Origin of the sequence: Microbacterium protaetiae (assembly GCF_004135285.1) — a bacterium.
In the GTDB taxonomy this organism is placed as follows: Bacteria; Actinomycetota; Actinomycetes; order Actinomycetales; family Microbacteriaceae; genus Microbacterium; species Microbacterium protaetiae.
On record NZ_CP035494.1, the window covers coordinates 2,025,933 to 2,051,565 of the forward strand.

General features: G+C 68.3%; 18 protein-coding genes. 12 read left to right on the forward strand and 6 right to left on the reverse strand.

From position 1 onward, the window contains the following. Positions 1-100 precede the first annotated feature (100 nt). The 3 genes from ET475_RS09445 to ET475_RS09455 all read left to right on the forward strand — a co-directional run bounded on the left by ET475_RS09445 (position 101) and on the right by ET475_RS09455 (position 2,712). Positions 101-991, forward strand: a complete 891-nt coding sequence (locus ET475_RS09445; RefSeq protein ID WP_129389082.1) for a LysR family transcriptional regulator — start codon at positions 101-103, stop codon at positions 989-991. A gap of 117 nt (positions 992-1,108) precedes the next feature. Next, positions 1,109-1,939, forward strand: a complete 831-nt coding sequence (locus ET475_RS09450; protein ID WP_129389085.1) for an NAD-dependent epimerase/dehydratase family protein — start codon at positions 1,109-1,111, stop codon at positions 1,937-1,939. Further along, positions 1,936-2,712 carry an SDR family NAD(P)-dependent oxidoreductase gene (locus ET475_RS09455; protein ID WP_207205325.1) on the forward strand — a complete coding sequence of 259 codons (777 nt, stop codon included), beginning with the start codon at positions 1,936-1,938 and terminating at the stop codon, positions 2,710-2,712. The genes ET475_RS09450 and ET475_RS09455 overlap by 4 nt, the downstream gene beginning before the upstream one ends. A 9-nt stretch (positions 2,713-2,721) precedes the next feature. On the opposite strand, the gene ET475_RS09460 is transcribed toward ET475_RS09455, so the two are convergent. Together ET475_RS09460 and ET475_RS09465 are read right to left on the reverse strand one after the other, a co-directional pair. Beyond that, a complete protein-coding gene (locus tag ET475_RS09460; protein WP_129389091.1) occupies positions 2,722-3,393 on the reverse strand; it encodes an SDR family oxidoreductase in 672 nt (223 codons plus the stop codon). Positions 3,394-3,889: 496 nt separating this feature from the next. Then, positions 3,890-5,245 carry a DUF6421 family protein gene (locus ET475_RS09465; protein WP_242497844.1) on the reverse strand — a complete coding sequence of 452 codons (1,356 nt, stop codon included), beginning with the start codon at positions 5,243-5,245 and terminating at the stop codon, positions 3,890-3,892. Positions 5,246-5,502: 257 nt separating this feature from the next. On the opposite strand from ET475_RS09465, the gene ET475_RS09470 reads away from it, so the two are divergent. The 4 genes from ET475_RS09470 (at position 5,503) to ET475_RS09485 (ending at position 11,896) form a co-directional block, all read left to right on the forward strand. Further along, a complete protein-coding gene (locus ET475_RS09470) occupies positions 5,503-5,991 on the forward strand; it encodes an Lrp/AsnC family transcriptional regulator (protein ID WP_129389094.1) in 489 nt (162 codons plus the stop codon). A 166-nt stretch (positions 5,992-6,157) separates the two neighbouring features. Continuing rightward, positions 6,158-8,965: an aconitate hydratase gene (acnA, locus tag ET475_RS09475; RefSeq protein ID WP_129389097.1), complete on the forward strand. Its 2,808-nt coding sequence runs from the start codon at positions 6,158-6,160 to the stop codon at positions 8,963-8,965. 986 nt (positions 8,966-9,951) lie between these two features. Beyond that, a complete protein-coding gene (locus ET475_RS09480; protein WP_129389100.1) occupies positions 9,952-11,109 on the forward strand; it encodes a sensor histidine kinase in 1,158 nt (385 codons plus the stop codon). 127 nt (positions 11,110-11,236) lie between these two features. After that, entirely contained in the window at positions 11,237-11,896 is a 660-nt protein-coding gene (locus ET475_RS09485) for a response regulator (protein WP_129389104.1), read from the forward strand. Positions 11,897-11,908: 12 nt separating this feature from the next. Here the strand turns inward: ET475_RS09485 and ET475_RS09490 are convergent, their stop codons facing one another. After that, entirely contained in the window at positions 11,909-12,874 is a 966-nt protein-coding gene (locus tag ET475_RS09490) for an acetylxylan esterase (RefSeq protein WP_129389107.1), read from the reverse strand. Positions 12,875-13,015: 141 nt separating this feature from the next. Here ET475_RS09490 and ET475_RS09495 point away from each other — a divergent pair, with 141 nt between their 5' ends. The 5 genes from ET475_RS09495 to ET475_RS09515 all read left to right on the forward strand — a co-directional run bounded on the left by ET475_RS09495 (position 13,016) and on the right by ET475_RS09515 (position 19,895). Beyond that, positions 13,016-14,452: a GH1 family beta-glucosidase gene (locus ET475_RS09495; RefSeq protein WP_242497582.1), complete on the forward strand. Its 1,437-nt coding sequence runs from the start codon at positions 13,016-13,018 to the stop codon at positions 14,450-14,452. A gap of 5 nt (positions 14,453-14,457) precedes the next feature. After that, positions 14,458-15,924, forward strand: coding sequence for a glycoside hydrolase family 43 protein (locus tag ET475_RS09500; protein WP_129389113.1), 1,467 nt, complete (start codon positions 14,458-14,460; stop codon positions 15,922-15,924). A gap of 259 nt (positions 15,925-16,183) precedes the next feature. After that, positions 16,184-17,179 carry an ABC transporter permease gene (locus tag ET475_RS09505; protein ID WP_129389116.1) on the forward strand — a complete coding sequence of 332 codons (996 nt, stop codon included), beginning with the start codon at positions 16,184-16,186 and terminating at the stop codon, positions 17,177-17,179. A 13-nt stretch (positions 17,180-17,192) separates the two neighbouring features. Further along, positions 17,193-18,113 carry a carbohydrate ABC transporter permease gene (locus ET475_RS09510; protein ID WP_129389119.1) on the forward strand — a complete coding sequence of 307 codons (921 nt, stop codon included), beginning with the start codon at positions 17,193-17,195 and terminating at the stop codon, positions 18,111-18,113. A 30-nt stretch (positions 18,114-18,143) separates the two neighbouring features. Next, on the forward strand, positions 18,144-19,895 hold the full coding sequence (locus ET475_RS09515) for a type 2 periplasmic-binding domain-containing protein (protein ID WP_129389122.1): 1,752 nt from the start codon (positions 18,144-18,146) through the stop codon (positions 19,893-19,895). A gap of 1,705 nt (positions 19,896-21,600) precedes the next feature. On the opposite strand, the gene ET475_RS09520 is transcribed toward ET475_RS09515, so the two are convergent. The 3 genes from ET475_RS09520 to ET475_RS09530 are packed head-to-tail and all read right to left on the reverse strand — an operon-like array spanning position 21,601 to position 25,571. Further along, positions 21,601-22,206, reverse strand: coding sequence for a YesL family protein (locus tag ET475_RS09520; RefSeq protein WP_129389125.1), 606 nt, complete (start codon positions 22,204-22,206; stop codon positions 21,601-21,603). A 9-nt stretch (positions 22,207-22,215) separates the two neighbouring features. Continuing rightward, entirely contained in the window at positions 22,216-23,196 is a 981-nt protein-coding gene (locus ET475_RS09525) for a LacI family DNA-binding transcriptional regulator (protein WP_129389128.1), read from the reverse strand. After that, positions 23,190-25,571 (reverse strand): glycosyl hydrolase family 95 catalytic domain-containing protein, encoded by a 2,382-nt coding sequence (locus ET475_RS09530; protein ID WP_242497583.1) that lies wholly within the window; start codon positions 25,569-25,571, stop codon positions 23,190-23,192. The genes ET475_RS09525 and ET475_RS09530 overlap by 7 nt, the downstream gene beginning before the upstream one ends. Positions 25,572-25,633: the final 62 nt, after the last annotated feature.

Sequence of the window (25,633 nt, forward strand, 5' to 3'; positions counted from 1 at the left end):
CGCTCGTGCTTCGCTGCGAGGCAAGTCTTTCCCCCGCTCGGGCATGCGTCAAATGCCTGATAGGCCCCACCGCCATGCCCCATACGTATAGCGTTGACGCATGGAATTGCGCCACCTCAGCTATTTCGCCACGGCCGCCGAACTCGGCTCGATCAACCGCGCGGCCGCGGCCCTACATATGACGCAGCCGTCACTGAGTCGGCAGATCAAAGAGCTCGAGCACGACGTCGGACACGCGCTGTTCGAGCGGACGTCGAGCGGGGTCACCCCCACCGCCGCGGGCAACGGCCTGCTGCGGCACCTGAAGGTGGTCTTCGCGCAGCTCGAGCGCATGCCCGAGGTGCTGCGCCTGGCCGAAGAGGCACGCGAGCCGGTGCGCATCGGATTGCCGCAGGGGATGCCGCACGACTGGTTCCGCACAATCATCGACGCTTTGCGCCAGACGCTTCCGGCGGCATCCCTCTCTCTGCATGAGGCGACCACCGAAGATCAGCGACCGCTGCTGCAGAACGGATTGCTCGATTTCGGCCTGCTGCACTTCGACGCGCCCGAACTCGAGACCGTGCTGCTGCTCGAGCAGCAGCTCGGACTGGCGGTGCCCGCCCACTCGCCCCTGGCTGACCGCGCGTCGCTGGAGCTGGCCGACTTCGACGGACTGACGGTGATGGCCCACGCCTTCGGTGAGGTGAACGCCGAAGAGACACGCGTGCGCGCGGCGGTGGCCGCCAGCGGTGCCGACACGACGTGGGTGTTCCGGCGGTTCGGTGAGCACAGCGAGCTGATCGCTGTGACCTCCGAGGTCGACGCGGTCTTCATGACCGAGGCTTCGGCGGACAGGCAACTGGCCGGGTGGGTGTGGGTTCCGGTGGACGCCCTCGATACGAACGGGGTGCCCCTGGTCACCAGCACCTGGTTGGCGTGGACGCCGCCGCTGCGGCCTTTCCTGGAGCGGGTCGTCGAGGTCATGACTGGGGCCAGCGGCGTGCACTGATGCACGGTTATGCTCTGGACGCATAGCTACCCTGCTATTCCGGTATTGGAGCTATGACGCTCACCGTCCCAGTATGGGATGGCGGCCGGCTCTCGGGCCGCAGAGAAGGTGAGTCACATGGTCGTGCCGTCTGCAACATCCCTCCGGGTCGCCGTCACCGGCGCCGCCGGCAGCCTTGCCCGCGACATCATCCCCGGCCTTGTCGCGCGCGGGCACGAGGTCATCGGCATCGATCGCCGTGAGGAGGTATCGTTCAGCGGAGCGCGGTGGGAGACGTGCTCGATCGCCGACCGCGACCGGGTGAGTGCGATCTTCGCGGGGTGCGATGCCGTCATCCACCTGGCCGGAATTCCGCTCGAGGACGACTGGGAATCGATCCTGGCGGTGAACATCGACGGCACGCAGGCGGTTCTCGAGGCCGCGCGTCGCGCGGGCGTGCGCCGGGTGATCCTGGCAAGTTCCATCCACGCCGCCGGGTTCGTGCCGGTGCCCGAGCCCGGCATGACGCTCGACGACGCCGTTCCGGTGCGGCCGAACACGTTCTATGGAGTGAGCAAAGCAGCGCTTGAGGCGTTGGGCAGCCTGTACCACGACCGCTGGGGACTCGAGGTGGTGTGCGTGCGGATAGCGTCGCGCTTCGCGCGCCCGCAGGATGAACGGATGCTGCGCACCTGGTTGTCTCCTGCTGACGCCGTGCGGCTGTTCGACGCGGCCCTGACGGCACCCGACGTGGGATATCGCGTGGTGTGGGGTGTTTCGGCCAACACCCGCGGCTACCTCTCGCACGCCGGGGGCGCCTCGATCGGCTTCGAGCCGCACGATGACGCCGAGGCATACGCTGCGCAGGTCGAGGGGCGCGTCACCGCATGGGACGAGCGCTATATCGGAGGATCGTTCTGCTCACCGACGCCGCCGCGGTTCGAGGCGCTCGCGGGCGGTGCCCGGTGACGGGCCGCGCCGAGCATCGGGTGGCGCTTGTCACCGGTGCGGCAGGTGCCGTGGGCACCGCCATCGCGTCGCGCCTGATCGACGACGGGTGGGCGGTCGCCCTGGTCGACGCCGTCGACACGCGGGCGCTCGCCGAGGAACTGGGGCACGGTGTGGATGCCGGCAGCAGCCCTGTTCGCGCGATTCGGGCCGACCTCGCCTCGCCCGAGGGCCTGGCCGGGGCCGTCGCCGAAGCACTGACCTGGCGAGGCCGGGTGGATGCCCTCATCAACAACGCGGGCCTGCAGCTGCGCAGCCCGCTGCACGAACTCGAGCCCGACGCCTGGGACCGGGTGTTCGCCGTCAACGTGCGCGCGCCGATGCTGCTCGCCCAGGCACTCGAGCCGGCGTGGCGTGCGCAGGGCTGCGGCGGCAGCATCGTCGACATCGTCTCGCGTGACTGGGTCGCCGGCGGACCGCACGCCTACACGGCGTCGAAATCGGGCCTGGTGGGACTGACCCGGTCGTTGTCGATCTCGCTGGGACCGCTGGGCGTGCGGGTGAACGCGGTGGCCCCGAGCTTCATGGCCACGCCGTTCACGATGCGCGGACGCAGCGACGACGAGGCCGACGAGGTCGTCGAGCGATTCCGCCGGATGTCGCCGCTGGGCCGCGTGGCCACCGTCGACGATGTCGCCGGCGCGGTGTCGTTCCTGGTGTCGGACGACGCGTCGTTCATCACCGGCGAGGTGCTGCATGTGTGCGGCGGCACGCAGCTCGCGGCCCACCCCTGAGGTTCGGCATCAACGCTCGCTGAGCAACTCGATGACCGAACCGTTGACGTCGGCGGCCGCGGCATCCCACAGCGCGACGAACCGATCGGCGAGCGTCTGCTCGAGACCTTCCAGCGCCTTCACGCGGAAGATGACGGATGCCGCGGCCAGCGGCCGTTCGCCGTCGCGGGCCGTCTTCGCGAAGCCCTGGGCCACGGCGCGGGCCCAGGTTTCGCTCGCGGCTTTGATCGTCGCGTAGTTGGCCCCGCCGGCCAGGGGGCGGTCGACCTGGATCGATGAGACGATCGCCACGCGTGCGGCATCCGACCCGTTCAGATCATCGTCGAAAGCGCGTGTGACGAAGCGCAGCGCGGTGAGCGATCGCTCAAGGAACCGGAAGTCGGCCTCGCTCTGGCCGGCCAGGCCGCCGCCGCCGCGCCAGCCGCCGACCAGGTGCAGCAGCCCGTCGATGCGCACGCCGTCGGCGCGCAACCGCTCGGCGAGGGCGGTGACGCCGTGCTCGTCGGTGAGGTCACACGATTCACCACGGGCTCCGAGCGCGGCAAGCGGCTGCAGCTTGGCCGGATCATGACCCACCGCGATCACGGAGGCTCCGGCATCCCGCAGCGTGCGCGTCGCGACGTGGCCGCTGCGGCTCGTTGCGCCCGCGATCAGCACGGTGCGTCCGGTGAGGTCGGTCATGGCGTCCCCTCGCTCTCGGCGGCAATTCCCTATGGACAATTCCATATCGAATTGACCAGCCCACATCAAACCGTCTCCCTCACCGTATGCCTGTGCCGAGTGAGCGCGCACTCAGTCGTCGCAAACGGCCCCCTGCAGCGCGCGAAAGGGGCCATATGCGACGACCTAACGAAATTCGAGATCACTCAGTCGTCGCGTATGGCCCCTGCGCCGGGCGAGAAGGGGCCATATGCGACGACTTTCGCGCGCGGCGGCGCCGCGACGTCGCGCCGCGGCGCGGCCCAACGCGCATACCGCGGCCCAACGCGCGCATGGCGGCGCAGCGCGGCCCAACGCGCATACCGCGGCCCGACGCGCGCACGGCGGCGCCGCGCGGCACGGCGGCCAGACGCGCGCACCGGGCACCGCGCACTGCGCACGGCGGCGCCGCGCGGCACGGCGGCCCGACGCGCACCGCCGCGCACCGCGCACCGCGGCGCCGCGGTCCGATCTGGCGTCAGTCGCCGCCGGTGATCCCGCTCGTCGAGGCGATGACCTCGCGCATCTTCTTCTCCAGCGCCTCGTAGAACATCGACAGCGGAAACTCGTCGTCCAGCACCGCGTCGGTCATCCCGCGCGGCGGACCGGCCAGCACCTCGTCCGACAGCCCGCGCGCCCACACCGAGGCGGGGTGCGGCTCGAGCACCGAGCGCACGAGCTCATACGCGGCCAGCCAGTGCGCGGTCTTGGGCCGGTCGATCGAGCGCCAGTACAGCTCGTCGATCGCATCGCCCAGCGCGACCACCGCCGCCGGCACGTCCGCCCAGTCGAACGAGAGCGACGTGTCGGTCCAGTGCAGCACGCCCTTCTGGTGCAGCCACGCGAACAGCAGCTGACCGCCCAGCCCGTCGTAGTTGCGCACCCGCGACCCGGTTAGCGGAAAGCGGAAGATCCGGTCGAAGATCACCGCGTACTGCACGAGCCTGGCGTGATCGAGGATCTGCGCTTCGACCTCATTGAGATCGTCGCGTGCCTCAAGCCGGTGCTGGATCGCCACCGATTCGCGAAACGCCGTCATGTCGCAGCGCATCTCTTCGAGTGAATACAGGAAGTACGGCATCCGCTGCTTGATCATGAACGGGTCGAACGGCAGATCGCCGCGCATGTGCGTGCGGTCGTGGATGATGTCCCACATCACGAAGGTGGATTCGGCGAGCTTCTGGTCGTCAAGCAGTCGTGCGGCATCGGCCGGCAGGTCGAGCCTGGTGATCTCGGATGCCGCCGCGACAACGCGCCGGTAGCGCGCGGCTTCGCGATCCTGGAAGATGGCGCCCCACGTGAACTGGGGAATCTCGCGCATCGCCACCGTTTCAGGGAACAGCACCGCCGAGTTCGTGTCGTATCCGGATGTGAAATCGATCAGCCGCAGCGAGACGAACAGCTTGTTGGAGTAGTCGCCGGCCTGCAGTGCGGCGACGAACTCCGGCCAGATCACCTCGGCGATCAGCGCCTCGACGTGCCGGTCGCGTGACCCGTTCTGCGTGTACATCGGGAACACGACCACGTGTCGCAGCCCGTCGACACGGTGCTGCTCGGGATGGAACGCGACGAGCGAGTCGTAGAAGTCGGGCACGCCGAGCCCCTCGCTCTGCCACCGCGTGAAGTCGGCGATGGATGCCGCAAGGTAAGCGGCATCGTGGGGGAAGAGGGGCGCCAGCTCGGCGATCGATGCCGTGATGGTCTCGACCAGCTCGCCGGCGCGGGCCTTCTCGTCGGGAACCGAGCCGTCCTGCTGCTGCAGGCCCTGCAGTTCAGTGGCCGCCTGCTTCAAGGACAGCCAGGCGGGGGATGCCTCGACTCCGGCGGCGAGCATGATGTCGGCATCTTCCACAACCGGGGCCACGCGCCCCGAGGCTTCGGCCACCGCGTCAACGCGGGCTGGAGTGGGCGCGGGGACGGGTTCGCCGACGATGGTCTGCTGCGCGCGCTCGGCGTGGATCTGACTCGTAGACACTTCGTCGAGCTCAGTGCGACGCATGGGAACCTCCGATCATTGAGGATCAGGTCGCTCGCGCGACATAACCGAAAGATTTACGGTGGCAGCACCGCTATACCGATAATATTACGGACATGCCCGATTCTGAACCCCTGGATGCGGTCGACACCGGCATCGTCTCGGCCCTCTCGCAAGACGCCCGGGCCACGCTCACCCAGCTGGCCGAGCAGGTCGGGCTGTCGGTCTCGTCAGTGCAGGCGCGCCTGCGCCGGCTCGAGTCACGCGGGGTCATCACCGGATACCGGCCGATCGTCGACGCCGAGGCCGTGGGCAAACCGCTGGCCGCGTTCATCGAGATCTCACCACTGGATCCCGCCCAGCCCGACAACGCCCCCGAGCTGCTCGAGCACCTCGACGAGATCGAGGCCTGCCACTCGATCGCCGGTGATGCCAGCTACATGCTTTTCGTGCGCGTGGCCTCGCCCCGCGAGCTTGAGCGGCTGATCGGTCAGATCCGCCAGGCGGCCGCGGTGCGCACGCGCACCACCATCGCGTTGCAGACGTTCTACGAGTACCGGCCCCTCGTGCCCGCGGCATCCGAAAAACGTCCTCTCGGTCGTTGAGTCAGCAAGGCGCCGCACCCACTCGTTTCGATGCGGCGCTTCGCCCGACGACCAGCGCGGCAGCAGGGGTGGCCGAAGCCCGACAACGCGGGCATGATGGGCAGTAGGTCAGGGCGCCGCCCCGTCGACGGTGCGCGCCGCGTGCTCGTGCCGGGAGGCGATATCGATGACGAACAGCCAGAACAGTTTCGGAGCGAAAGACACTCTCACCGTCGGTGAGAAGCAGTACGAGATCTATCGACTCGACAGCATCCCGAACAGTGAACGATTGCCGTACAGCCTGAAGATCCTGCTCGAGAACCTGCTGCGCAATGAAGACGGGGTGAGCGTGACCGCCGAGCAGGTGCGCGCGCTCGCGGCGTGGAACCCCACCGACGTCGGTCACTCCGAGATCCAGTTCACACCGGCCCGCGTGCTGCTGCAGGACTTCACCGGCGTGCCGTGCGTGGTCGACCTCGTGGCCATGCGCGACGCAATGGACGACCTCGGCGGCGACCCGCAGCAGGTCAACCCGCTCATTCCGGTCGAGCTGGTCATCGACCACTCGGTCATCGCCGACAGCTTCGGTCGGCCCGAGTCGGCCAAGATCAACGCCGACCTCGAGTTCGAGCGCAACAAAGAGCGGTACCAGCTGCTGCGGTGGGCGCAGCACGCGTTCGACGATTTCGTGGTCGTGCCGCCCGACACCGGCATCTGCCACCAGGTCAACCTCGAATACCTGGCGCGGGTCGTGTTCGGCGCCGATGACAAGACCGCCGGGATGCCGCAGGCCTATCCCGACACGCTCGTCGGCACCGATTCACACACCCCGATGGTCAACGGGCTCGGGGTGGTCGGCTGGGGCGTCGGCGGGATCGAGGCCGAGGCGGCCATGCTCGGCCAGCCGGTGTCGATGCTGCTACCCGAGGTCATCGGCCTGAAACTGACCGGCGAGCTGCGCGAGGGCGTGACCGCCACCGACATGGTGCTGACCGTGGCCGAGCTGCTGCGTAAGACCGGCGTGGTCGGCAAGTTCGTGGAGATCTTCGGACCCGGTGTGTCCAACGTGCCGCTGGCCAACCGCGCCACGATCGGCAATATGAGTCCGGAGTACGGCTCGACGGTCACGATCTTCCCCATCGATCAGGAGACCCTCGACTATCTGACGTTCACCGGACGCAGCGCCGAGCGTGTCGCTCTCGTCGAGGCATACGCGAAGGAACAGGGGCTGTGGCACGACCCCGCCCGCGAGCCCGCGTACTCACACGTCGTTGAGCTCGATCTCGCCTCGATCGAGCCGTCGATCGCCGGTCCCAAGCGTCCGCAGGACCGCATCCCGCTCGCGCGCGCGCGGCACACCGTCGAACGGCTGCTGGCCGATCCGGGGGCGGATGTCACGACCCTCACGGCGCTCGACGACGCGATCGATGACACCTTCCCGGCATCCGACCCGTTCCTGGGTGAGGAGGACATGTTCGACCCCGCCGCCGTCGTCGAACGCGACGACGATGAGGGCGGCGTGGAATGGCCGTCGAATCCGCAGCCGATCACAATGAACGGGCACGACACCAGGGTCGACAACGGTGATGTCGTGATCGCGGCGATCACCTCGTGCACGAACACCTCGAACCCGTCGGTGATGATCGGCGCGGCGCTGCTCGCGCGCAACGCCGTGCAGAAGGGCCTGAAATCCAAGCCGTGGGTGAAGACATCGCTGGCTCCCGGATCGCGGGTCGTGACCGACTACTTCGAGCGGTCGGGTCTGACGCCCTACCTCGACGAACTCGGGTTCAATCTGGTCGGCTACGGGTGCACCACCTGCATCGGCAACTCGGGCCCGCTGCCCGAGGAGGTCAGCGCCGTCGTCGACTCCGGTGATCTGACCGTGGCATCCGTGCTCAGCGGTAACCGCAACTTCGAGGGGCGCATCCACCAGCAGTCGCGCATGAACTTCCTCGCGTCGCCGCCGCTGGTGGTCGCCTACGCGCTGGCCGGTTCCATGCATGTCGACTTGACGCGCGATCCGCTCGGTGAGGGCAGCGACGGGCAGCCGGTCTACCTGAAGGACATCTGGCCGACGGGCCGTGAGATCAAGGACGTCGTCGACTCGTGCGTCGAGGCGCGCATGTTCACGGAGGGGTATTCCGACGTGTACGCGGGTGACGAGAACTGGAACTCGCTGCCGGTGCCCGAGGGTGACCGGTTCGACTGGGACGACGAGTCGACCTACGTGCGCAAGCCGCCGTACTTCGACGGCATGCAGGTCGAGCCCGACACGCTGCACGACATCACGGGCGCGCGCGTGCTGGCGAGGCTGGGCGATTCGGTCACGACAGACCACATCTCGCCCGCCGGAGCCATTAAGCGCGACTCGCCCGCCGGTCGCTACCTCACCGAGCACGGTGTCGAGCCTCGGCAGTTCAACTCATACGGGTCGCGGCGCGGCAACCACGAGGTGATGATCCGCGGCACGTTCGCGAACATCCGGCTGCGCAACCAGCTGCTCGACGGTGTCGAGGGAGGGTTCACCCGGGTGCTGCCCGGCGGCGAGCAGACGACCATCTTCGAGGCATCCGAAGAATATGCCGAGAAGGGAATACCTCTGATCGTGCTCGCCGGCAAGGAGTACGGGTCGGGATCCTCGCGGGACTGGGCGGCGAAGGGCACCCTGCTGCTGGGGGCGAAGGCAGTGCTGGCCGAGTCGTTCGAGCGCATCCACCGCTCGAACCTCATCGGCATGGGCGTGCTGCCTCTGCAGTTCCGCGACGGCGAGTCGGCGGCATCCCTGGGTCTGGACGGTACCGAGACGTATTCGATCAGCGGCCTCGAGGGCGCCTCGGCGGTGCCCGGCGAGGTGACGGTGCGTGTCGAGCCCGACGAGGGTGAGGCGCGGGAGTTCACCGCGACCGTGCGCATCGACACGCCCACCGAACAGGAGTACTACCGGCACGGCGGCATCCTTCAGTACGTGCTGCGGCAGCGGCTCGAGGCCTGATCGGGCGGGGGTTGGTATCCTCCCGCCGGCTCCGGGATGTCACAGGAGAGCCGGGTTCGCGGACCTGGAGCCGCCTGTTCTGTGACAGGGCGGGTGCGCGGCACTGGGGCGGCGGCACTGGGGCGGTACGGCACCAACCGGAGCGTGTCACACAAGATGTGGGTTCGCCGACCACGAGCCGCCTCTTCTGTGACGGGCCGAGTGCGCGTGTCACAGTAAGTGCGGCCTCAGCCGGTGCGAACCCGTGCTTTCTGTGACATGCAGAATTTGTTCGGCGGCTGGGGATGCTGCCGGCCGGGGAATCTGTCGGCCGAGGATGCCGCTGGCCGGGACGAAGCGGCAGCCTGTCGAACCCCGGCTCGAGCGTGTCACACAACGGGTGGGTTCGCAGGTGCGGAGGCCGCCGGTTCTGTGACAGGCCGCGCGGGCGTGTCACACAAGGTGCGGGTTCGCGGGGCCGGGGACCGCCGGTTCTGTGACAGGCCGCGCGGGGGTGTCACACAAGGTGCGGCCTGGCCGGGTGGGCACCCACCCTTTGTGTGACATGCAGAATCTGTTCGGCGGCTGGGGGATGCTGTCGGCCGGGGATGCTGCCGGCTGCGGGATGCCGCTGGCCGGGGGATGCCGCTGGCCGGGGGATGCCGCAGGCAGGGACGAAGCGGCACCCGGTCGAACCCCGGCGCGGGGTGTCACACAAGGTGCGGGTTCGCGGGGCCGGAGCCGCAGATTCTGTGACAGGCCGCGCGGGCGTGTCACACAAGGTGCGGCCTGGCCGGGTGCGCACCCACCCTTTGTGTGACACGCACCAGCGGATGGACCGTCCGCAGCACACCAGCCGCGGACGCACCGCACCAGCCGCGGACGCACCACACCCGCCGCGGACGCACCGCACCAGCCGGGGACGCACCGCACCAACCCCGACATCGGCGGCGAGGATACATCGCCCGATGGATGTCGCGACCGCGCGACTCCCGTAGCGTGAGAGCGTGTTCCGGCGCCTGCTGACCTACCAGATCGTGATCGACGCGGTCGTCGCCGTGCTGTTCGCGCTCGTGGCGCTGCCGTTCGAGATCGGGATCGGGCAGGGCACGCCGGCGAACGCGGGTGTCTCGGTGCTGGTGTGCGTGCTGTTCGGCGTCGCGCTGGCCGCGCGCAGGATCTCACCGCCCCTCGCGCTGGGCCTCGCGTGGGCCGGGGCCATCGTGCAGATGGGGTTCGGCAGATCTCCCGGGTTCGTCGACCTCGCCGTGTTCGCGGTGCTCTACACCGCCGCCGCGTATGGCACCCGGCTGCTGTTCTGGGCGGGCTTCGGATCGGCGCTTCTGGGCGCTGTGGTCGCCACCGCTTATGTCTACATTGTGCTCAGCGCCGGTTCGGTGAGCCTGAGCGAGCTGCCGATAGCGGTGGCCGTGCTCATCGCCGCGACATTCGCACTTCTTCTGGCATGGACGGTCGGGGCGCTCGCACGCACGGGCCGGCGCGCGCGGTCGGGGCGACTCGCACAGCGACGGGCCGAGGCAGAGGCGGCGATCGAGCAGGAGCGCACCCGCATCGCCCGTGACATGCACGACGTCGTCGCGCACTCGCTGGCGGTGGTGATAGCCCAGGCAGACGGGGCGCGTTATGCTGCGGCATCCGACCCCGCGGCCCAGACCGCGGCGCTGGGCACCATCTCGTCCACGGCGCGTTCCGCGCTCGCCGATGTGCGGCTGCTGCTCGCGCAGCTGCGGCACACGCAAGAAGACGGGCCGCAGCCGACGGTGGCCGACCTCGAGCCGCTGTTCGGACAGATGCGGGCGGCGGGCCTCGATCTGCGGGTCACGATCGATCCCGCACCGCGGTCGGAGGCCCCCGCCGCGGTGCAGCTGGCGGTGTACCGCATTCTGCAAGAGGCTCTCACCAACGCGCTGCGCCACGGCGCCAACGACACTCCCGTCGAGGTCGGCCTGGCGTGGCATCCCACCCTCGTCGAGGTCACCGTGCGCAACACCGTGCGCGCCGTCGAGGCACCGACCGAATCACGCGGGCACGGGATGATCGGCATGCGCGAGCGGGCGCTGCTGGTCGGCGGCACGCTGGATGCCGGTGCCGAAGCGGGCAGGTTCGTCGTGCGCGCGCGCATCCCCGTCTCGGAGGCGACGTGACACTCGCGCCTTTCGATGCACCGCCGGCTCGCGCTATCGTTTTCTGCGTACGCCCCCGTCATTTTCGGGCGCGAACGCAGAAGTCGACAGCGCGACCCGCCTCGCGTGCGACGCCGATCGGGGGCGCATGGTGATCCGCGTGGTGCTGGCCGATGACCAGGCGCTGTTCCGCGCCGGCATCCGCATGGTGATCGACTCGCAGCCCGACCTCGAGGTGGTCGGCGAGGCCTCCAACGGCCGTGAAGCCATCGACGTCGTTCGCGCGACGGCGCCCGATGTCGTGCTGATGGATATTCGCATGCCGCTCATGGACGGCCTGACGGCCACCGCCGAGCTGTTGCGAGACGCCGAGCTGCTGCGCGACGCGGACGCCCCGCGCATCGTCATGCTGACCACCTTCGACCTCGACGAGGCCGCGGCCCGGGCGATCCGTCAGGGCGCCAGCGGTTTTCTCCTCAAAGACGCCGACCCCGAGTTTCTGCTGGCGGCGATCCGCACCGTGCATTCCGGGTCGGCCGTGATCGCGGCATCCGCCACCCGCGACCTGTTCGCGCAGACGATGGATGCCGCGACCGAGCCGGTTCCGGACTCGTACGGCGAGCTCACCGAACGCGAGCGGGAGATCTTCGCGCTGGCGGCGCGCGGACTGTCGAACGCCGAGATCGCAGCGCGGGAGTACCTGTCAGAGGCCACCGTGAAGACGCACATCAGCCGCATCCTCACCAAGCTGGCGCTGCGCGACCGCGTTCAGCTGGTCGTCTTCGCCTTCGAGCACGGGCTGGCGTGAGCCCGGTGCCGCTCAGAGCCGCTCGGCCAGCCAGCGGGTCTGCCGCAGCCACTGCTCGCTCTGCCCGCCCTCGTGCCCGTTGAACTCGTAGACCTCGATCGCCTTGTCGGCGCTGCCGCAGTGATTGAACGCGGCGAACACGCTCGAGGGCAGCACGATGCCGTCCATCAGGCCGACCGAGAAAAGCGCGGGCGCACCGATGCGGCGCGCGAAATTCACGCCGTCGAAGTACGAGAGCGTGTCGAACACCTGCGCGACCTCGGTGCGGTGCACGGCCAGATAGCGCTCGACCTCGCGGAAGGGATGATCGGGCGTGAGGTCGACCGAGCGGCGAAAGTGGCACAGAAAGGGCACGTCGGGCATCGCCGCGAACACGCCCGGGTGCAGTCCGGCCGCAGCGAGTGTGATGCCGCCGCCCTGGCTGCCTCCGGTCACGCTGATGCGCGACGCGTCGACGAACGGCAGTGACGCGGTGGTGTCGATCAGGCGCACGGCGTCGGTGAACAGCCGCCGGTAGTAGTAGGTGTCGGGGTGCCGAATGCCGCGGGTCATGAAGCCGGGAACGGAGCCCTCTGACCCGTGCGGGTCGGGGGTGTCGCCGCCCGAGCCCCACCCGCTGCCCTGCCCGCGCGTGTCCATCAGGACGTGCACGTAGCCGGCGGCGGCCCACTGCAGGCGCTCGCCCGGGATGCCGCGCCCACCGTTGTATCCGATGTACTCGACGATCGCCGGCAGGGGCTGATCCGAGCGGGGGCGGGTGACCCAGGCACGGATCGGCTCGCCGCCGAATCCGCTGAAGGTGAGGTCTTCGACCACGAGCTGCGTGATGGGGGAGTCGACCGGCGCGAGAGTCGGCTCGGTCGCCGCGGCGCGGGCTTCGTCGAGCGTGCGACGCCAGAACGCGTCGAAGTCGGCGGGCTCTGCCACCTCGGGCAGGTAGGTGTTCAGCTCTGTGAGCGAGAGGTCTGTCAACGGCACGAACGACACCGTACACGGTTGATCGAGCCGCTCCGCTCGGCGCCCCCGAGCATGCGCGATTCGGTGCATGGATGGGACATGGTTGCGCAGAACGCGGCGACGCCCTACTGTAAGTCGAAGCGTTTCGACGACAGGAGACCCGTGAGCACCGATGCTTCGCCTCACCACCGCAGTGCCGACTTTCGCGACAGTGGCCTGCGCTTTCCCGACGGGTTCACGTTCGGCTCGGCCACGGCCTCGTACCAGGTCGAAGGTGCCGCCGACGAAGACGGCCGCGCGCCGTCGATCTGGGACACCTTCAGCCGCACGCCGGGCAAGGTTGCGGGCGGCGACACCGGCGACGTCGCCTGCGACCACTACCACCGCTGGGAGGCCGACCTCGACCTGATGGCCGAGCTCGGGCTGGATGCCTACCGGTTCTCGATCGCGTGGCCGCGCATCATCCCCACCGGCCGCGGTGCCGTCAACCAGGCCGGCCTCGACTTCTACTCGCGCCTGATCGACGGCCTGCGCCAGCGCGGCATCCGTCCCGTGGCGACCCTTTATCACTGGGATCTGCCGCAGGTGCTGGAGGATGCCGGGGGCTGGCCGGCGCGCGCCACCGTCGACGCCTTCGAAGAGTACGCGGGTGTGCTCGGCACCGCCCTGGGCGACCGGGTGCACACCTGGACGACCCTGAACGAACCGTGGTGCACGGCCTACCTCGGGTACGGTCAGGGTGGGCACGCGCCGGGGCGTCGCGAACCGGCCGCGGCGCTGGCGGCCGCACATCACCTGAACCTCGCGCACGGCCGCGCGCTGCAGGCGTTGCGGGCCACGTCCACCGGATCGCCGGAGTACTCGGTGACGCTCAATCTGCACGTGGCGCGGGGCGACGCCGAGGCCGTGCGGCGCATCGACGCCGTCGGCAACCGCGCCTTCACCGGCCCGATGCTGCGCGGCGTCTATGACGACGACCTGATCGCCGACACCGCGTCGGTCACCGACTGGGGGTTCGTGCACGACGGCGACCTGGAGACCATCCACCAGCCCATCGACGTGCTCGGCGTCAACTACTACTCCACCAACACGGTGCGGATGTGGGATGGCGCCGGCCCCCGTCAGGCCAACGACGGCCACAAGCCCGCCGAAGGCGGCACCGCCTGGCCGGGCAGCGACGAGCTTGTCGAGTTCGTCGAGCAGGCCGGCCCGCACACCGCGATGGGCTGGAACATCGCGCCCGACGGACTGCTCGAGCTGCTGCATTCGCTGCGCGACGCGTATCCCGATCAACCCCTGATGATCACCGAGAACGGGGCCGCGTTCGACGACGTGGTCGCGGCCGACGGTGCGGTGCACGACCTCGAGCGGGTCGACTATCTGCGCCGGCATCTGACGGCCGCGCACCGCGCGATCGAAGACGGCGTCGACCTGCGCGGCTACTTCGTCTGGTCGCTGCTGGACAACTTCGAGTGGGGCTACGGCTACGCGAAGCGCTTCGGCGTCGTGCGGGTCGACTTCGATGATCAGCGTCGGATCGTCAAGGACTCCGGGCACTGGTTCCGCTCGTTGGCCACCACGGGCGTCATTCCGGAGTGAGAGAGATGGACCTTCGCGACGCGGCGACGACGCCGATCATTCCGGGCTTCTTTCCCGACCCGACCATCTGCCGGGTCGGCGACGAGGTCTTCGTGGCGAACTCGTCGTTCGAGTACTCGCCCGGCGTGCCGCTGTGGCGCAGCACCGACCTGGTCACCTGGCACGAGGCGGGCAACGCCCTCGACGACGACCCGGCGTTCGTGGCGGGGGATGCCGCAGCCGGCGGGGGCGTGTACGCGCCGACGTTGCGCCACCACGACGGACGCTTCTGGATGATCACCACGAACGTCTCGGGGGCGCCGGGCCAGCTGGTCAGCTCCGCTCCCGCGATCGAGGGCCCCTGGGGGCCGGCGCGCGTGATCGAGGGCATCCGCGGCATCGATCCCGATCTGGCATGGGACGACGATGGCACGTGCCTTGGCACGTACAGCTCGAACGACCCCGATGTGCCCGGCATCGCCCAGGTGCGCGTCGATCTCGACCGCGGCGTGGTCGTCGGCGCTGCCCGGTCGGTCATGGCAGGAACGGGCCTGGCCTATCCCGAGGGCCCGCATGTCTTCCGTCGCGGTCACTGGTGGTATCTGCTGTTCGCCGAAGGTGGCACCGAGCGCGGACACTGCGTGAGCGTGGCCCGCGGGCCCGCCGCATCCGGTCCCTTCGACCTCTGCCCCGCGAACCCGATCCTCACCCGGCGCAGCACGACCTTCCCGGTGCAGAACACCGGGCATGCCGACATGGTCGAGCTGGCCGACGGCACGTGGGCGATGGTGTACCTGGGAGTGCGCCCGCGCGGCGCGACCCCGCTGTTCCATGTCAACGGCCGTGAGACCTTTCTGGCGGGCATCGACTGGGTCGACGACTGGCCGGTCGTCGTGCCCGACCGGTACCGCGTGCCCTTCGGCGAATCCGCGTTCACCGACCGCTTTGGCGAGTCGCGTCTGCACCCGCGGTGGATCTCTCCGGGAGCAGCCCCGGGCGCCTTCGCCACGACCGGCGACGGCCTCGAACTGCGTGCCCTCGACAGCGACAACGGCGCTCCGGCTCTGCTGTCGGTGCGGGCCCGCGACCCGTACTGGCAGTTCACCGCCGTCACCGATGCCCGCGACGGCGCCGCGTTGCGCGTGCGCATGGACGAGCGGCACTGGTATGAGCTGCGCATCGTGCAAGGTCGCGCGCTCGTGCACGCGCAGATCGGGCCGGTCGCACAGGAATTCCCGAGTGACGAGCGGCTGAGTGTGCACGGTAACATCGAGCTGTGGGTGGGGGCGGATGCCGCAACCACGGGTGGCCCCGACGACCTTGTCTTCGGGGTGCGCGATGCCAGCGGCATCCACGAAGTCATCCGTCTCGACGGGCGTTACCTGTCCACCGAGGTGGCCGGGGGATTCGTCGGTCGGGTGATAGGTCTGCGTGCCGACGGTCAGCCGGTGCGCTTCGCCGAGGTGCGCTACGAACCGGTCGAGGCCCGCTGATGGGCGTCGCCGAGCATGAGGAAGACCGCTCCCGTCGTGGGAGCGCTCCCGATTGTTACGCACGCGTTATCTCCCCGGAATTGACGAATCGGCGGGGGCGTGGTTTCTTTAATCGAAGCGGTTCGACAGGTGATTCCCCGAAACCTGTCGAACGGTGCGGACCGACGCGGCGACGCTCGGTCTCGGACGCACGAAGGAGTGAGATGCGACGACACGACATCCCCCGCGCCCCGCGCGGCGATGAGCGGGTGAGTGCGCGATGACGGTGCAAGCCGCCCTCGTTCATGAGGTGACCGCGGCCGAACTCGGTGACGAGCCGGGCGGCAAGAAGCGACGCCTGCGCGAGAAGCACGCCGGCGGGCGCAAGTCGTACGGGATGTTCTGGTGCATCGTCCCGTTCCTGATCCTGGTCTTCCTTTTCTCGTATTTCCCGCTGTACGGGTGGATCTACGCGCTGTTCGACTACAAGCCCGCACTCGGCCTGTCGGGCAGCGAGTTCGTCGGACTGCAGTGGTTCGAGATGCTGGTGAGCTCGCCGACGCAGATGACGCAGATCGGACAGGTGCTGGTCAACACCCTGGCCATCAGCTTCCTCGGCATCGCGACCTCGGTCCTGCCCCTGGTGTTCGCCGTGTTCCTCAACGAGGTGCGCACGCCGTGGTTCCGCAACGCGGTGCAGACCCTGACCACCCTGCCGAACTTCATCTCGTGGGTGCTGGTCTACATGATCGCGTTCTCTTTGTTCTCCAGCACCGGCCTGGTCAACAGCATCCTGACCGATTCCGGTCTCATCACCGCGCCCATCAAGTTCCTCGACACCGACCAGCACGTGTGGGTGACGATGACCCTGTGGAGCATCTGGAAGGGCCTGGGCTGGGGCGCGATCATCTACCTGGCCGCGATCGCGGGCATCGACCAGTCACTGTACGAGTCGGCGCGCATCGACGGCGCCGGCCGTTTTCAGACGATGTGGTACATCACCATTCCGCAGCTGATGCCCACCTACCTGGTGCTGCTGCTGCTGTCGGTGGCCAACCTGCTCAACAACGGCATGGAGCAATACTTCGTCTTCCAGAACGCGTTCAACAAGGAGCACATCCAGGTGCTCGATCTGTACGTCTACAACATCGGCATCACCGGAAACAGCCTGTCGATGGCCACCGCTATCGGCATGCTCAAGAGCGTGATCTCGGTCATCCTTCTGTTCACCGTCAACACGATCGCCAAGCGCGTTCGCGGCACGTCGATCGTCTGAGGGGTTGCATCCGATGAGTACTGTCACCGCAGGTGTGCAGCGTCGCCATGCCGGCGACTGGATCTTCACGATCATCAACTACGGGGTCTTCCTGCTGTTGGTGTTCCTGTGCGCCTACCCGTTCTACTTTCTGATCATCAACTCGGTCAGCGCCAACGATGTGTCGGCGCTGGGTGACGTGCGCTGGTGGCCCATCGGGTTCCACCTCGGCAACTACAAAGAGGTGTTCCACCTCGAGGGTCTGCCGCTGGCCGCCGTCGTCAGTCTGGGCCGCACCGTCATCGGCACCGCAGCCACGGTGCTGGCCTCGGCGTTCCTGGGCTTCATGTTCACGCAGAGCAAGATGTGGGCCCGCCAGTTCTGGTATCGGTTCGTCATCGTCACGATGTACTTCAGCGCGGGCCTGATCCCGGTGTTCATCATCATGAAGACGCTGGGTCTGACCAACAACTTCTGGGTGTACGTGCTGCCGTTCATCGTGCAGCCGTTCTTCATCATCCTGGTGAAGACCTACGTCGAGTCGATGCCCGAATCGCTGCAGGAGGCCGCCGAGGTCGACGGGGCCAACATCGTGCAGATCTTCTTCCGGGTCTATCTGCCCAACATGACCCCGATCCTGGCGACCGTGGCGATCTTCTCGGCGGTCGCGCAGTGGAACAGCTTCCAAGACACGCTGATCTACATCACCGATCAGAGTCTGTACACGCTGCAGTACCTGCTGTACATGTTCATCAACCAGGCCAACAGCCTGGCCCAGGCAGCGCAGAACTCCGGGGGCGATATGTCGTCGATCATCTCGGCGGCCACCTCGCAGACGCCCACCTCGATTCGTATGACGGTGTCGGTCATCGTCGTGCTGCCCATCATCTTCATCTATCCCCTGTTCCAGCGCTTCTTCGTGAAGGGCATCATGCTGGGCGCCGTCAAGGGTTGACGGCGGCCGGTCCCACCAGAAAGGAATGCAATGAAGCTGAAGAGGAAGGTGGCCGTCACGGCCATCGCGCTCCTCGCCGCCGGACTCCTGTCCTCCTGCAGCGGAGGCGGGTCGACCGCGGAGAAGACGACGACGAGCTCTTTCCCGGCGAAATGGGACAAAGAGATCACGATCGACGTGTTCGACGGCCTGGCGAACTACATGGGGATCCAGAAGGGCTGGTTCGCCAAGATCGTCAAGGACAAGTTCAACATGAAGTTGAACATCATCGCCCCCAACGTCGCCGGCGGCGGTGACACCCTGTACAACACCCGCGTGGCGGCCGGAAACCTCGGCGATCTCATCATCACCGACAAGGGGCAGAAGCTCGACGAGCTCGTTCAGGGCGGTCTGGTGATGGATGCCTCGTCGTACTATCCCGCGATGACCAACGTGGCGACGTTCGACAAGGCCGTGGACAACGTCAACGACGGCAAGGACGGGATCTACGGATTCCCGACGCAGGTCTCCTCGATCAAGCCGACGGAGTCGTCGGAGGGGCTCGACCCGACCTTCGGACCGTTCCTTCGCTGGGACCTGTACAAAGAGGCCGGGTACCCGAAGATCTCGACGCTCGAAGACCTGCTGCCGGTGCTCAAGCAGATGCAGGATCTCGAGCCGACGGCCCCCAACGGCAAGAAGGTCTACGCGCTGTCGCTGTTCAAGGACTGGGACGGCAACATGATGAACAACGCCAAGCAGCCCACCTGCTTCTACGGCTATGACGAGATGGGCTTCGTGCTGGCCAAGGCCGACGGCTCTGACTACCAGGGCATCCTCGACCCTGACGGCGAGTACATGCGCACGCTCAAGTTCTTCTACCAGGCGAACCAGATGGGCCTCATGGACCCGGAGTCGACGACGCAGAACTACGACACGCTGTTCTCGAAGTACCAGAACGGTCAGGTGCTGTTCTCCTGGTGGCCCTGGCTGGGACAGTCGGCCTACAACACCGACGCCAACACGAAGGCAGGCAAGGGCTTCGAGATCGCTCCTCTCGAAGACATGAACGTCTTCTCATACGGCGCCGAAGCATACGGTGGCAAGCAGGTGATGGCCATCGGATCGAAGGCCAAGGACCCCGAGCGCATCGCTGCGTTCATCGACTGGCTGTACTCGGCCGAGGGCACCTACGCCAACAACAGCCAGACCATGGGTGCCGCCGGCCCGCAGGGGCTGACCTGGGATGTCGCCAGTGACGGCAAGCCGGCGCTGACCGACTTCGGCAAGCAGGTGTTCATCGATGGCAAGGGCGACGTTCCGGCTGAGTGGGGCGGCGGCGACTACACCGACGGCGCATCGGCTCTGAACGTGAGCCTGGTGCTGCCCAACGACGTCGACAAGGCGACCGGTCTGCCGTTCAGCTACAAGTTCTGGCCGAGCTATCAGAAGATCACCTCGACTCCGCTGAGCGAGGACTGGTCGGCACACATGGACGACGCGACGTCGACCATGGACTATCTCGCCAAGAACAACAAGATCACCGTCGCACCGGGTGCCAGCTACACGGCCCCCGCCGACAGCTCCGAGATCGAGACGCTGCGCAACCAGGTCAAGGCGATCATCGTGCAGTACTCGTGGCAGATGTCGTTCGCCAAGAACCAGTCCGAGTTCGACTCGCTGCAGAAGGAACTGATCTCCAAGGCCACTGGCCTCGGGTACGACAAGGTGCTGAAGGTCGACATGGACAACGCGAAGGCGCAGAACGACGCCCGCGTGGCCGTGGCGGCGGCCTTCAAGTGACCCGCTGACAGTTCGGTGACAGGGCCCGGGGCGCGCAAGCGCTCCGGGCCCTGCCGCGCTGTGCTGCGGATGACTCGCGCGTGGCCGGTCGGGTGCGGCATCCCGGGCTCTCTGCGCGGTTCGGTGCGGCATTTTGGGCCTGCGGCATCTTGGGTGCGGCATCCCGGCCGGGTCTGCGGCATCCTGGGTGCCGGCATCCCGGCCGGGTCTTCGGCATCCTGGGTGCCGGCATCTTGGGTCTGCGGCATCCTGGGCCGTTCTCTCGGCTCGCGTCACAGTAGTGGCGGGTGTTCTCGCCGGGATGCCGCATCTTGTGTGACTCACCGGCAGCGCGTGTCACAGCAGTGGTGGGCGGAGCCGCCGGGATGCCACCAGTTGTGTGACCGGCCAGGATGCGTGTCACAGAAGTGGCGGGCGGAGCCGCCGGGTTGTCGCATCTTGTGTGACCCGCTGGCGGGGCGTGTCACAGCAGTGGCGGGCGGAGCCACCGGGATGCCGCATCTTGTGTGACACGCCGGTGGCGCCTGTCGCGGTAGTGGTGGGCTCGGCGGCCGGGAGGGGGCTGCTGCTGCTGGGGCTGCGGCATCCGGCGGTCTTTGTCCGATGGGCTGTGGCGGCTTCTCGGCTTCTTTCTGCAGCGCCTGTCGCAGTAGTGGCGGGTGTTCTCGCCGGGTTGTCGCATCTTGTGTGACCTGCCGGTGGCGCGTGTCACAGAAGTGGTGGGCCGAGCCGCCGGGATGCCACCAGTTGTGTGACCGGCCAGGATGCGTGTCACAGAAGTGGCGGGCGGAGCCACCGGGATGCCGCATCTTGTGTGACACGCCGGTGGCGCCTGTCGCGGTAGTGGTGGGCTCGGCGGCCGGGAGAGGGCTGCTGGTGAGGCTGCGGCATCCGGCGGTCTTTGTCCGATGGGCTGTGGCGGCTTCTCGGCTTCTTCCGCAGCGCCTGTCACAGAAGTAGTGGGCCGAGCCGCCGGGATGTCGCATGTTGTGTGACCTGCCGGTGGCGCGTGTCACAGAAGTGGTGGGTTGGGTCGCCGGGATGCTGCATCTTGTGTGACACGCCGGTGATGTTGGCCGCGGTAGTGGTGGGCCCGGCCGCCGGGAGGGGGCTGCTGCTGCTGGGGCTGCGGCATCCGGCGGTCTTTGTCCGGCGGGCTGTGGCGGCATCTCGGCTTCTTTCCGCAGCGCCTGTCACAGTAGCGGCGGGTGTTCTCGCCGGGTTGTCGCATCTTGTGTGACTCACCGGTGGCGCGTGTCACAGCAGTGGTGGGTTGGGTCGCCGGGATGCCGCATCTTGTGTGACACGCCGGTGATGTTGGCCGCGGTAGTAGTGCGCTTGGAGGCAGGGAGAGGGCTGCTGGTGAGGCTGCGGCATCCGGCGGTCTTTGTCCGATGGGCTGTGGCGGCTTCTCGGCTTCTTTCTGCAGCGCCTGTCGCAGTAGTGGCGGGTGTTCTCGCCGGGATGCCGCATCTTATGTGACCTGCCGGTGGCGCGTGTCACAGAAATGGCGGGTTGGGTCGCCGGGATGCCGCATCTTGTGTGACACGCCGGCGGGGCGTGTCACAGCAGTGGTGGGCCGAGCCACCGGGATGCCGCCGGTTGTGTGACACGGCACCGGCGGGCGCCGCACGGCACGACACGCCGCCGCACGGCACCGGCCGGCGCCGTACCCCCGCCACACACCGCGGGCGAACGCCCCGAGTCAGGCGACGTGGCGCGCGAAGACGCTCCGGAACAGGAACGCCGTGGCGTAGGCGCCCACCGAGAAGCCCACGGTGAGCACGATGAATCCGAACGGCGGAAACAGCAGCGTGATGACGACCAGCGCGAGGGGGATCAGGATGATCCCGAAGGTGCGGGCCGACTCGGCTCCGGGCAGCAGCAGCGCGTTCTTGAGCGTTTGCTTCAGGGCGGCGTCGAACCAGGCGACCAGTGCCATCGCGTACATCCACGCGATGAAAAGGTACACCGCAGCCAGAGCAGCGACCACCGCCGCGATACCGCCCAGCACACTCGGGTTCGCCCACCAGAACACCACGCTGTATGCCATCAGAATCACCGGTACCAGCAGCACCAGCGACGCGAGCGACGCGCGCCGGAAGTTGCGGCCGAACGCGGGGAAGTAGTCCTTCAGTGGGCGCCCGCTCTCGTCGTCGGCGTACCGGATCGTGACCTCGTAGAGCGCCGAGGTGGCCGCACCGATCGTCACGATCGGCAGACATGTGACCAGATACACCACGTTCAGCGCGACGAAGGCCAGGAATGTCGTCAGGCCCTGAACGGTCTTGCCGTTGGGATCGATCTGCATCGCCACCGCCTATGCGTCCGCCCGCGTGCGCGAGTCGAGCGCGGGCGAAAGCAGCACGACCTTGCCCGGGTCGTCACCGGCAAGCAGCGCACGGATCGCCCCGGCGGCGGCGGCGCCGATGCCCTCGGCGGGAATCGCGATGCTGTCGGCCAGACCCGACACGGTGCCCGCCATCTCGGCCGGGCACAGGGCTATCACCCCGAGCTCACGGTCTTCGCCGGCCAGTCGTGCGGCGATGTGCGGCAGTGCCCCTTCGTTGTGGATCAGGATGCCGGTCAGCGACGGGTCGGCGGCGAGCACCTCATCGACCACCTGAGCGGCCTCGTCGCTGCTCGGGCAGGCGTGCACGCTGCCGGCCAGGCCCAGCTCTTCGCACGCGGTGAGAAACCCGCGCACGAGTCGATCGGCATACGAGGTGTGCCGGTCGAGCACTTCGGCGGGTGCACCGAACAGAGCGACGCGGCGGTGGCCGAGCTCGGCGAGGCGTTCGGCGGCCAGACGCCCGGCGGCCTCGAAGTCGAAGTCGACGCAGACGAGTCCGTCGGCGCCCGCGGGCAGGCCGATCAGCACGGTGGGCACGCTCAGCTCTTCGAGGGTCTGGATTCGCGGGTCGTTGGATTCGATGTCCATGACCAGTAGCGCGTCGACCATCGAGGCGCGGGCGGCGTGGCTGAGTCCGGCGGCGTCGTCGCTGGTCAACAGCAGGATGTCGTAGTGATGGGCGCGCGCCTCGGTGACGATTCCCGCCACGATCTGCATGACCACGTGCACGTCGACCCCGGAACGCAGCGGGGCCTGCAGCCCGATGACGTTCGTCGAACGGGATGCCAGTGACCGGGCACTCGCATGCGGGCTGTACTGCAGGTCGGCGATGGCCTGCGCGACTCGATCGCGGGTCTCTTGAGAGATCGTGCGTTTGCCGCTCATCACATACGACACTGTCGAAATGGACACGCCGGCGGCGCGCGCGACGTCGGCGATGGTCACCATGCCGTCTCCCTCGGTTCGATGCTCGGTTCGATGCTCGGTTTGGTGAGCGGTTCGATCAACTCTGTGCGCCCGGGCGAAAGTGCGACGCGTCGCGCGGGCAGGCCCGGCGCGTGCAGTTCTATTGTGCGGGGTCGGTCGGCCCGCAGCCGGATGCCGCGCACCCGGCCCCCGGCCCACTCCACGTCGACGCTGACCCCGCCGCGGGCCCGCAGCCCGCGCACGCGGCCGTCGGGCCACGCGGGCGGCAGCGCCGGCAGCACCCGCACCACGCCGTCGTGCGACTGGACGAGCGCTTCGGCGATGGCTGCGGTCACCCCGAGGTTGCCGTCGATCTGGAACGGGGGATGTGCGCTGAACAGGTTCGGATACAGCCCCCCGCGATGTGTGGCTTCGTCCGCGACGACCGGCCGCAGTGACAGGGCGAGCTGCTGGGCGAACTGCTCGCCCTGCCCCAGCCGTGCGCGCATCGCCGCACGCCAGGCCAGGGCCCAGCCGCTGGATTCCCGTCCGCGCGCGGTGATCGTGACGTCGGCGGCCTGGCCGAGCGGGCTGTCAGGGGTGATCTGCGCGAACGGGAAAAGTCCGATCAAGTGTGACAGATGACGGTGGTGCGGATCCTCGTCGATGCGTGGCGGGTGCCACTCCTCCAGGCGTCCGTCGGGGGCCACGACCGGGTCGGGAAGCACTGCTGTCACCGCCGACAGTTCGGCGACCCACGCGTCAGCACGATCGAGTGCGGCCCCGGCATCCCGGCACACGCGCGCCAGTTCGCGCAGGAGTGCCACATCCATCGTCGATGTTGTCGCCACGCCGTGTGCCTGCCCGCTCGCATCGACGAAGCGGTTCTCGGGTGAACTCGACGGGCTCGTCCAGGCGCGTTGACCGTCGCTCTGAATCCACGACAGCGCGAACCGGGCGGTGGCCTCGAACACGGGCCAGGCACGCTCGCGCAGAAAGCCGATGTCACCGCCGAACGCGAAGTGCTCCCAGAAATGCAGCGCCAGCCACACCCCGCCCATCGGCCAGAACGCCCACGCCGGGTCGCCGTGCCCCGCGCCCACGGGAGCCACGTGCGCCCACGCGTCGGTGTTGTGGTGCAGCACCCATCCCTCGGCACCATACAGCCGGCGTGCGACATCGGGCCCGGTGGTGGTGGCGACCCGCTCGACGAAGCGCAGCAGCGGCTCGTGGCACTCGGGCAGGGCGGTGGTCTCGGCCGGCCAGTACGCCATCTGCAGATTGATGTTCGTCGTGTAGGCGCTCGACCAGGGCCCGGGCAGTTCGGCGTTCCACAGTCCCTGCAGCGTCAGCGGCAGCGACGTGCCGCGTGAGGATGCCGCCAGCACGTACCGCCCGTAATGGAAGACGAGGGCTGCCAGCCCCGGATCGGAGCGGGTCAGCGCGCGCTGCACGCGCACGTCGGTGTCGATCTCGCCCGCGTCGTCGGGTGAAGGCAGCTCGAGGGCGCAGCGGTCCATGAGGTCGGTGTGCGCGGCGACGTGTGCGAGGTGAGCGGATGCCGGCGCGTCGAACCGGGCGGCTTCAAGCACCGCACGGGCGCGGGATGCGGCATCCGCGGTGTCGGCAGGCTCGCCCGGCAGCGGGGGAGCAGTGGCGGTGCCGATGATGAACAGGTGCGAACGGGCCGGCTCGGTGACCAACCGCCCGGCGTCGAGGCGCACCGGCACCGCGGAACGCACCGCCACGGCCCCGGTGCGTCCACCGGTGGGGTCGTAGCGCACCGGCTGGGCCGGATGCTCGTGGCCGGGCGCGACATCGACCGGCAGCAGCCACTGTGCCACGACGTCGCCATCGATCTCGTGCACAACGCCGTCGGCGCGCAGCAGGCTGTCGATCGCCACGGTCACGCGCACCGGCACCTCGGCGGTGATCCGGTGGACCAGGGCGCCGGTGGGGATGTCGGCCCAGGTCTCGTGACGAAGGGATGCCGCGCCGCTGCGGTACTCCAGGGCGGCGATTCCCGTGCGCAGATCGAGCTGCCTGCGGCATCCCGCTTCGGTTGCCGCGTCGACGGTGACCTCAAGCTGCGCGAGGGGCAGGTACGCCTGCACCCAGGGGGTCTGCTGTCGTGCCAGCAGGCGTTCGGCCTCGGCGATATCGTCGCGGGCGATGGCTTCGCGCACAGCGGCGAGGGCATCGGGGCCGGTATCGAGGGCGCCGGCGAGCGGATCGGGTGAGGCGGGCCCCGACCATGCGGTGAGATCGTTGAGCCAGAGGCACTCGCCGCCGGGCCGCCCGGCACACATCGCCCCGCGCGTGCCGTTGCCCACCGGCAGGGCGTCTGTCCAGGCCCGCGCAGCGCGGGTGTAGCGCAATGTGTGAAGAGCATCGCGACTCTGCGTGGACAGCGGCACGAAAGCTAGTATATGGTCTGGTTGTTGAAACGCTTCGACAGCTAGAGAACACTGCCGAGCAT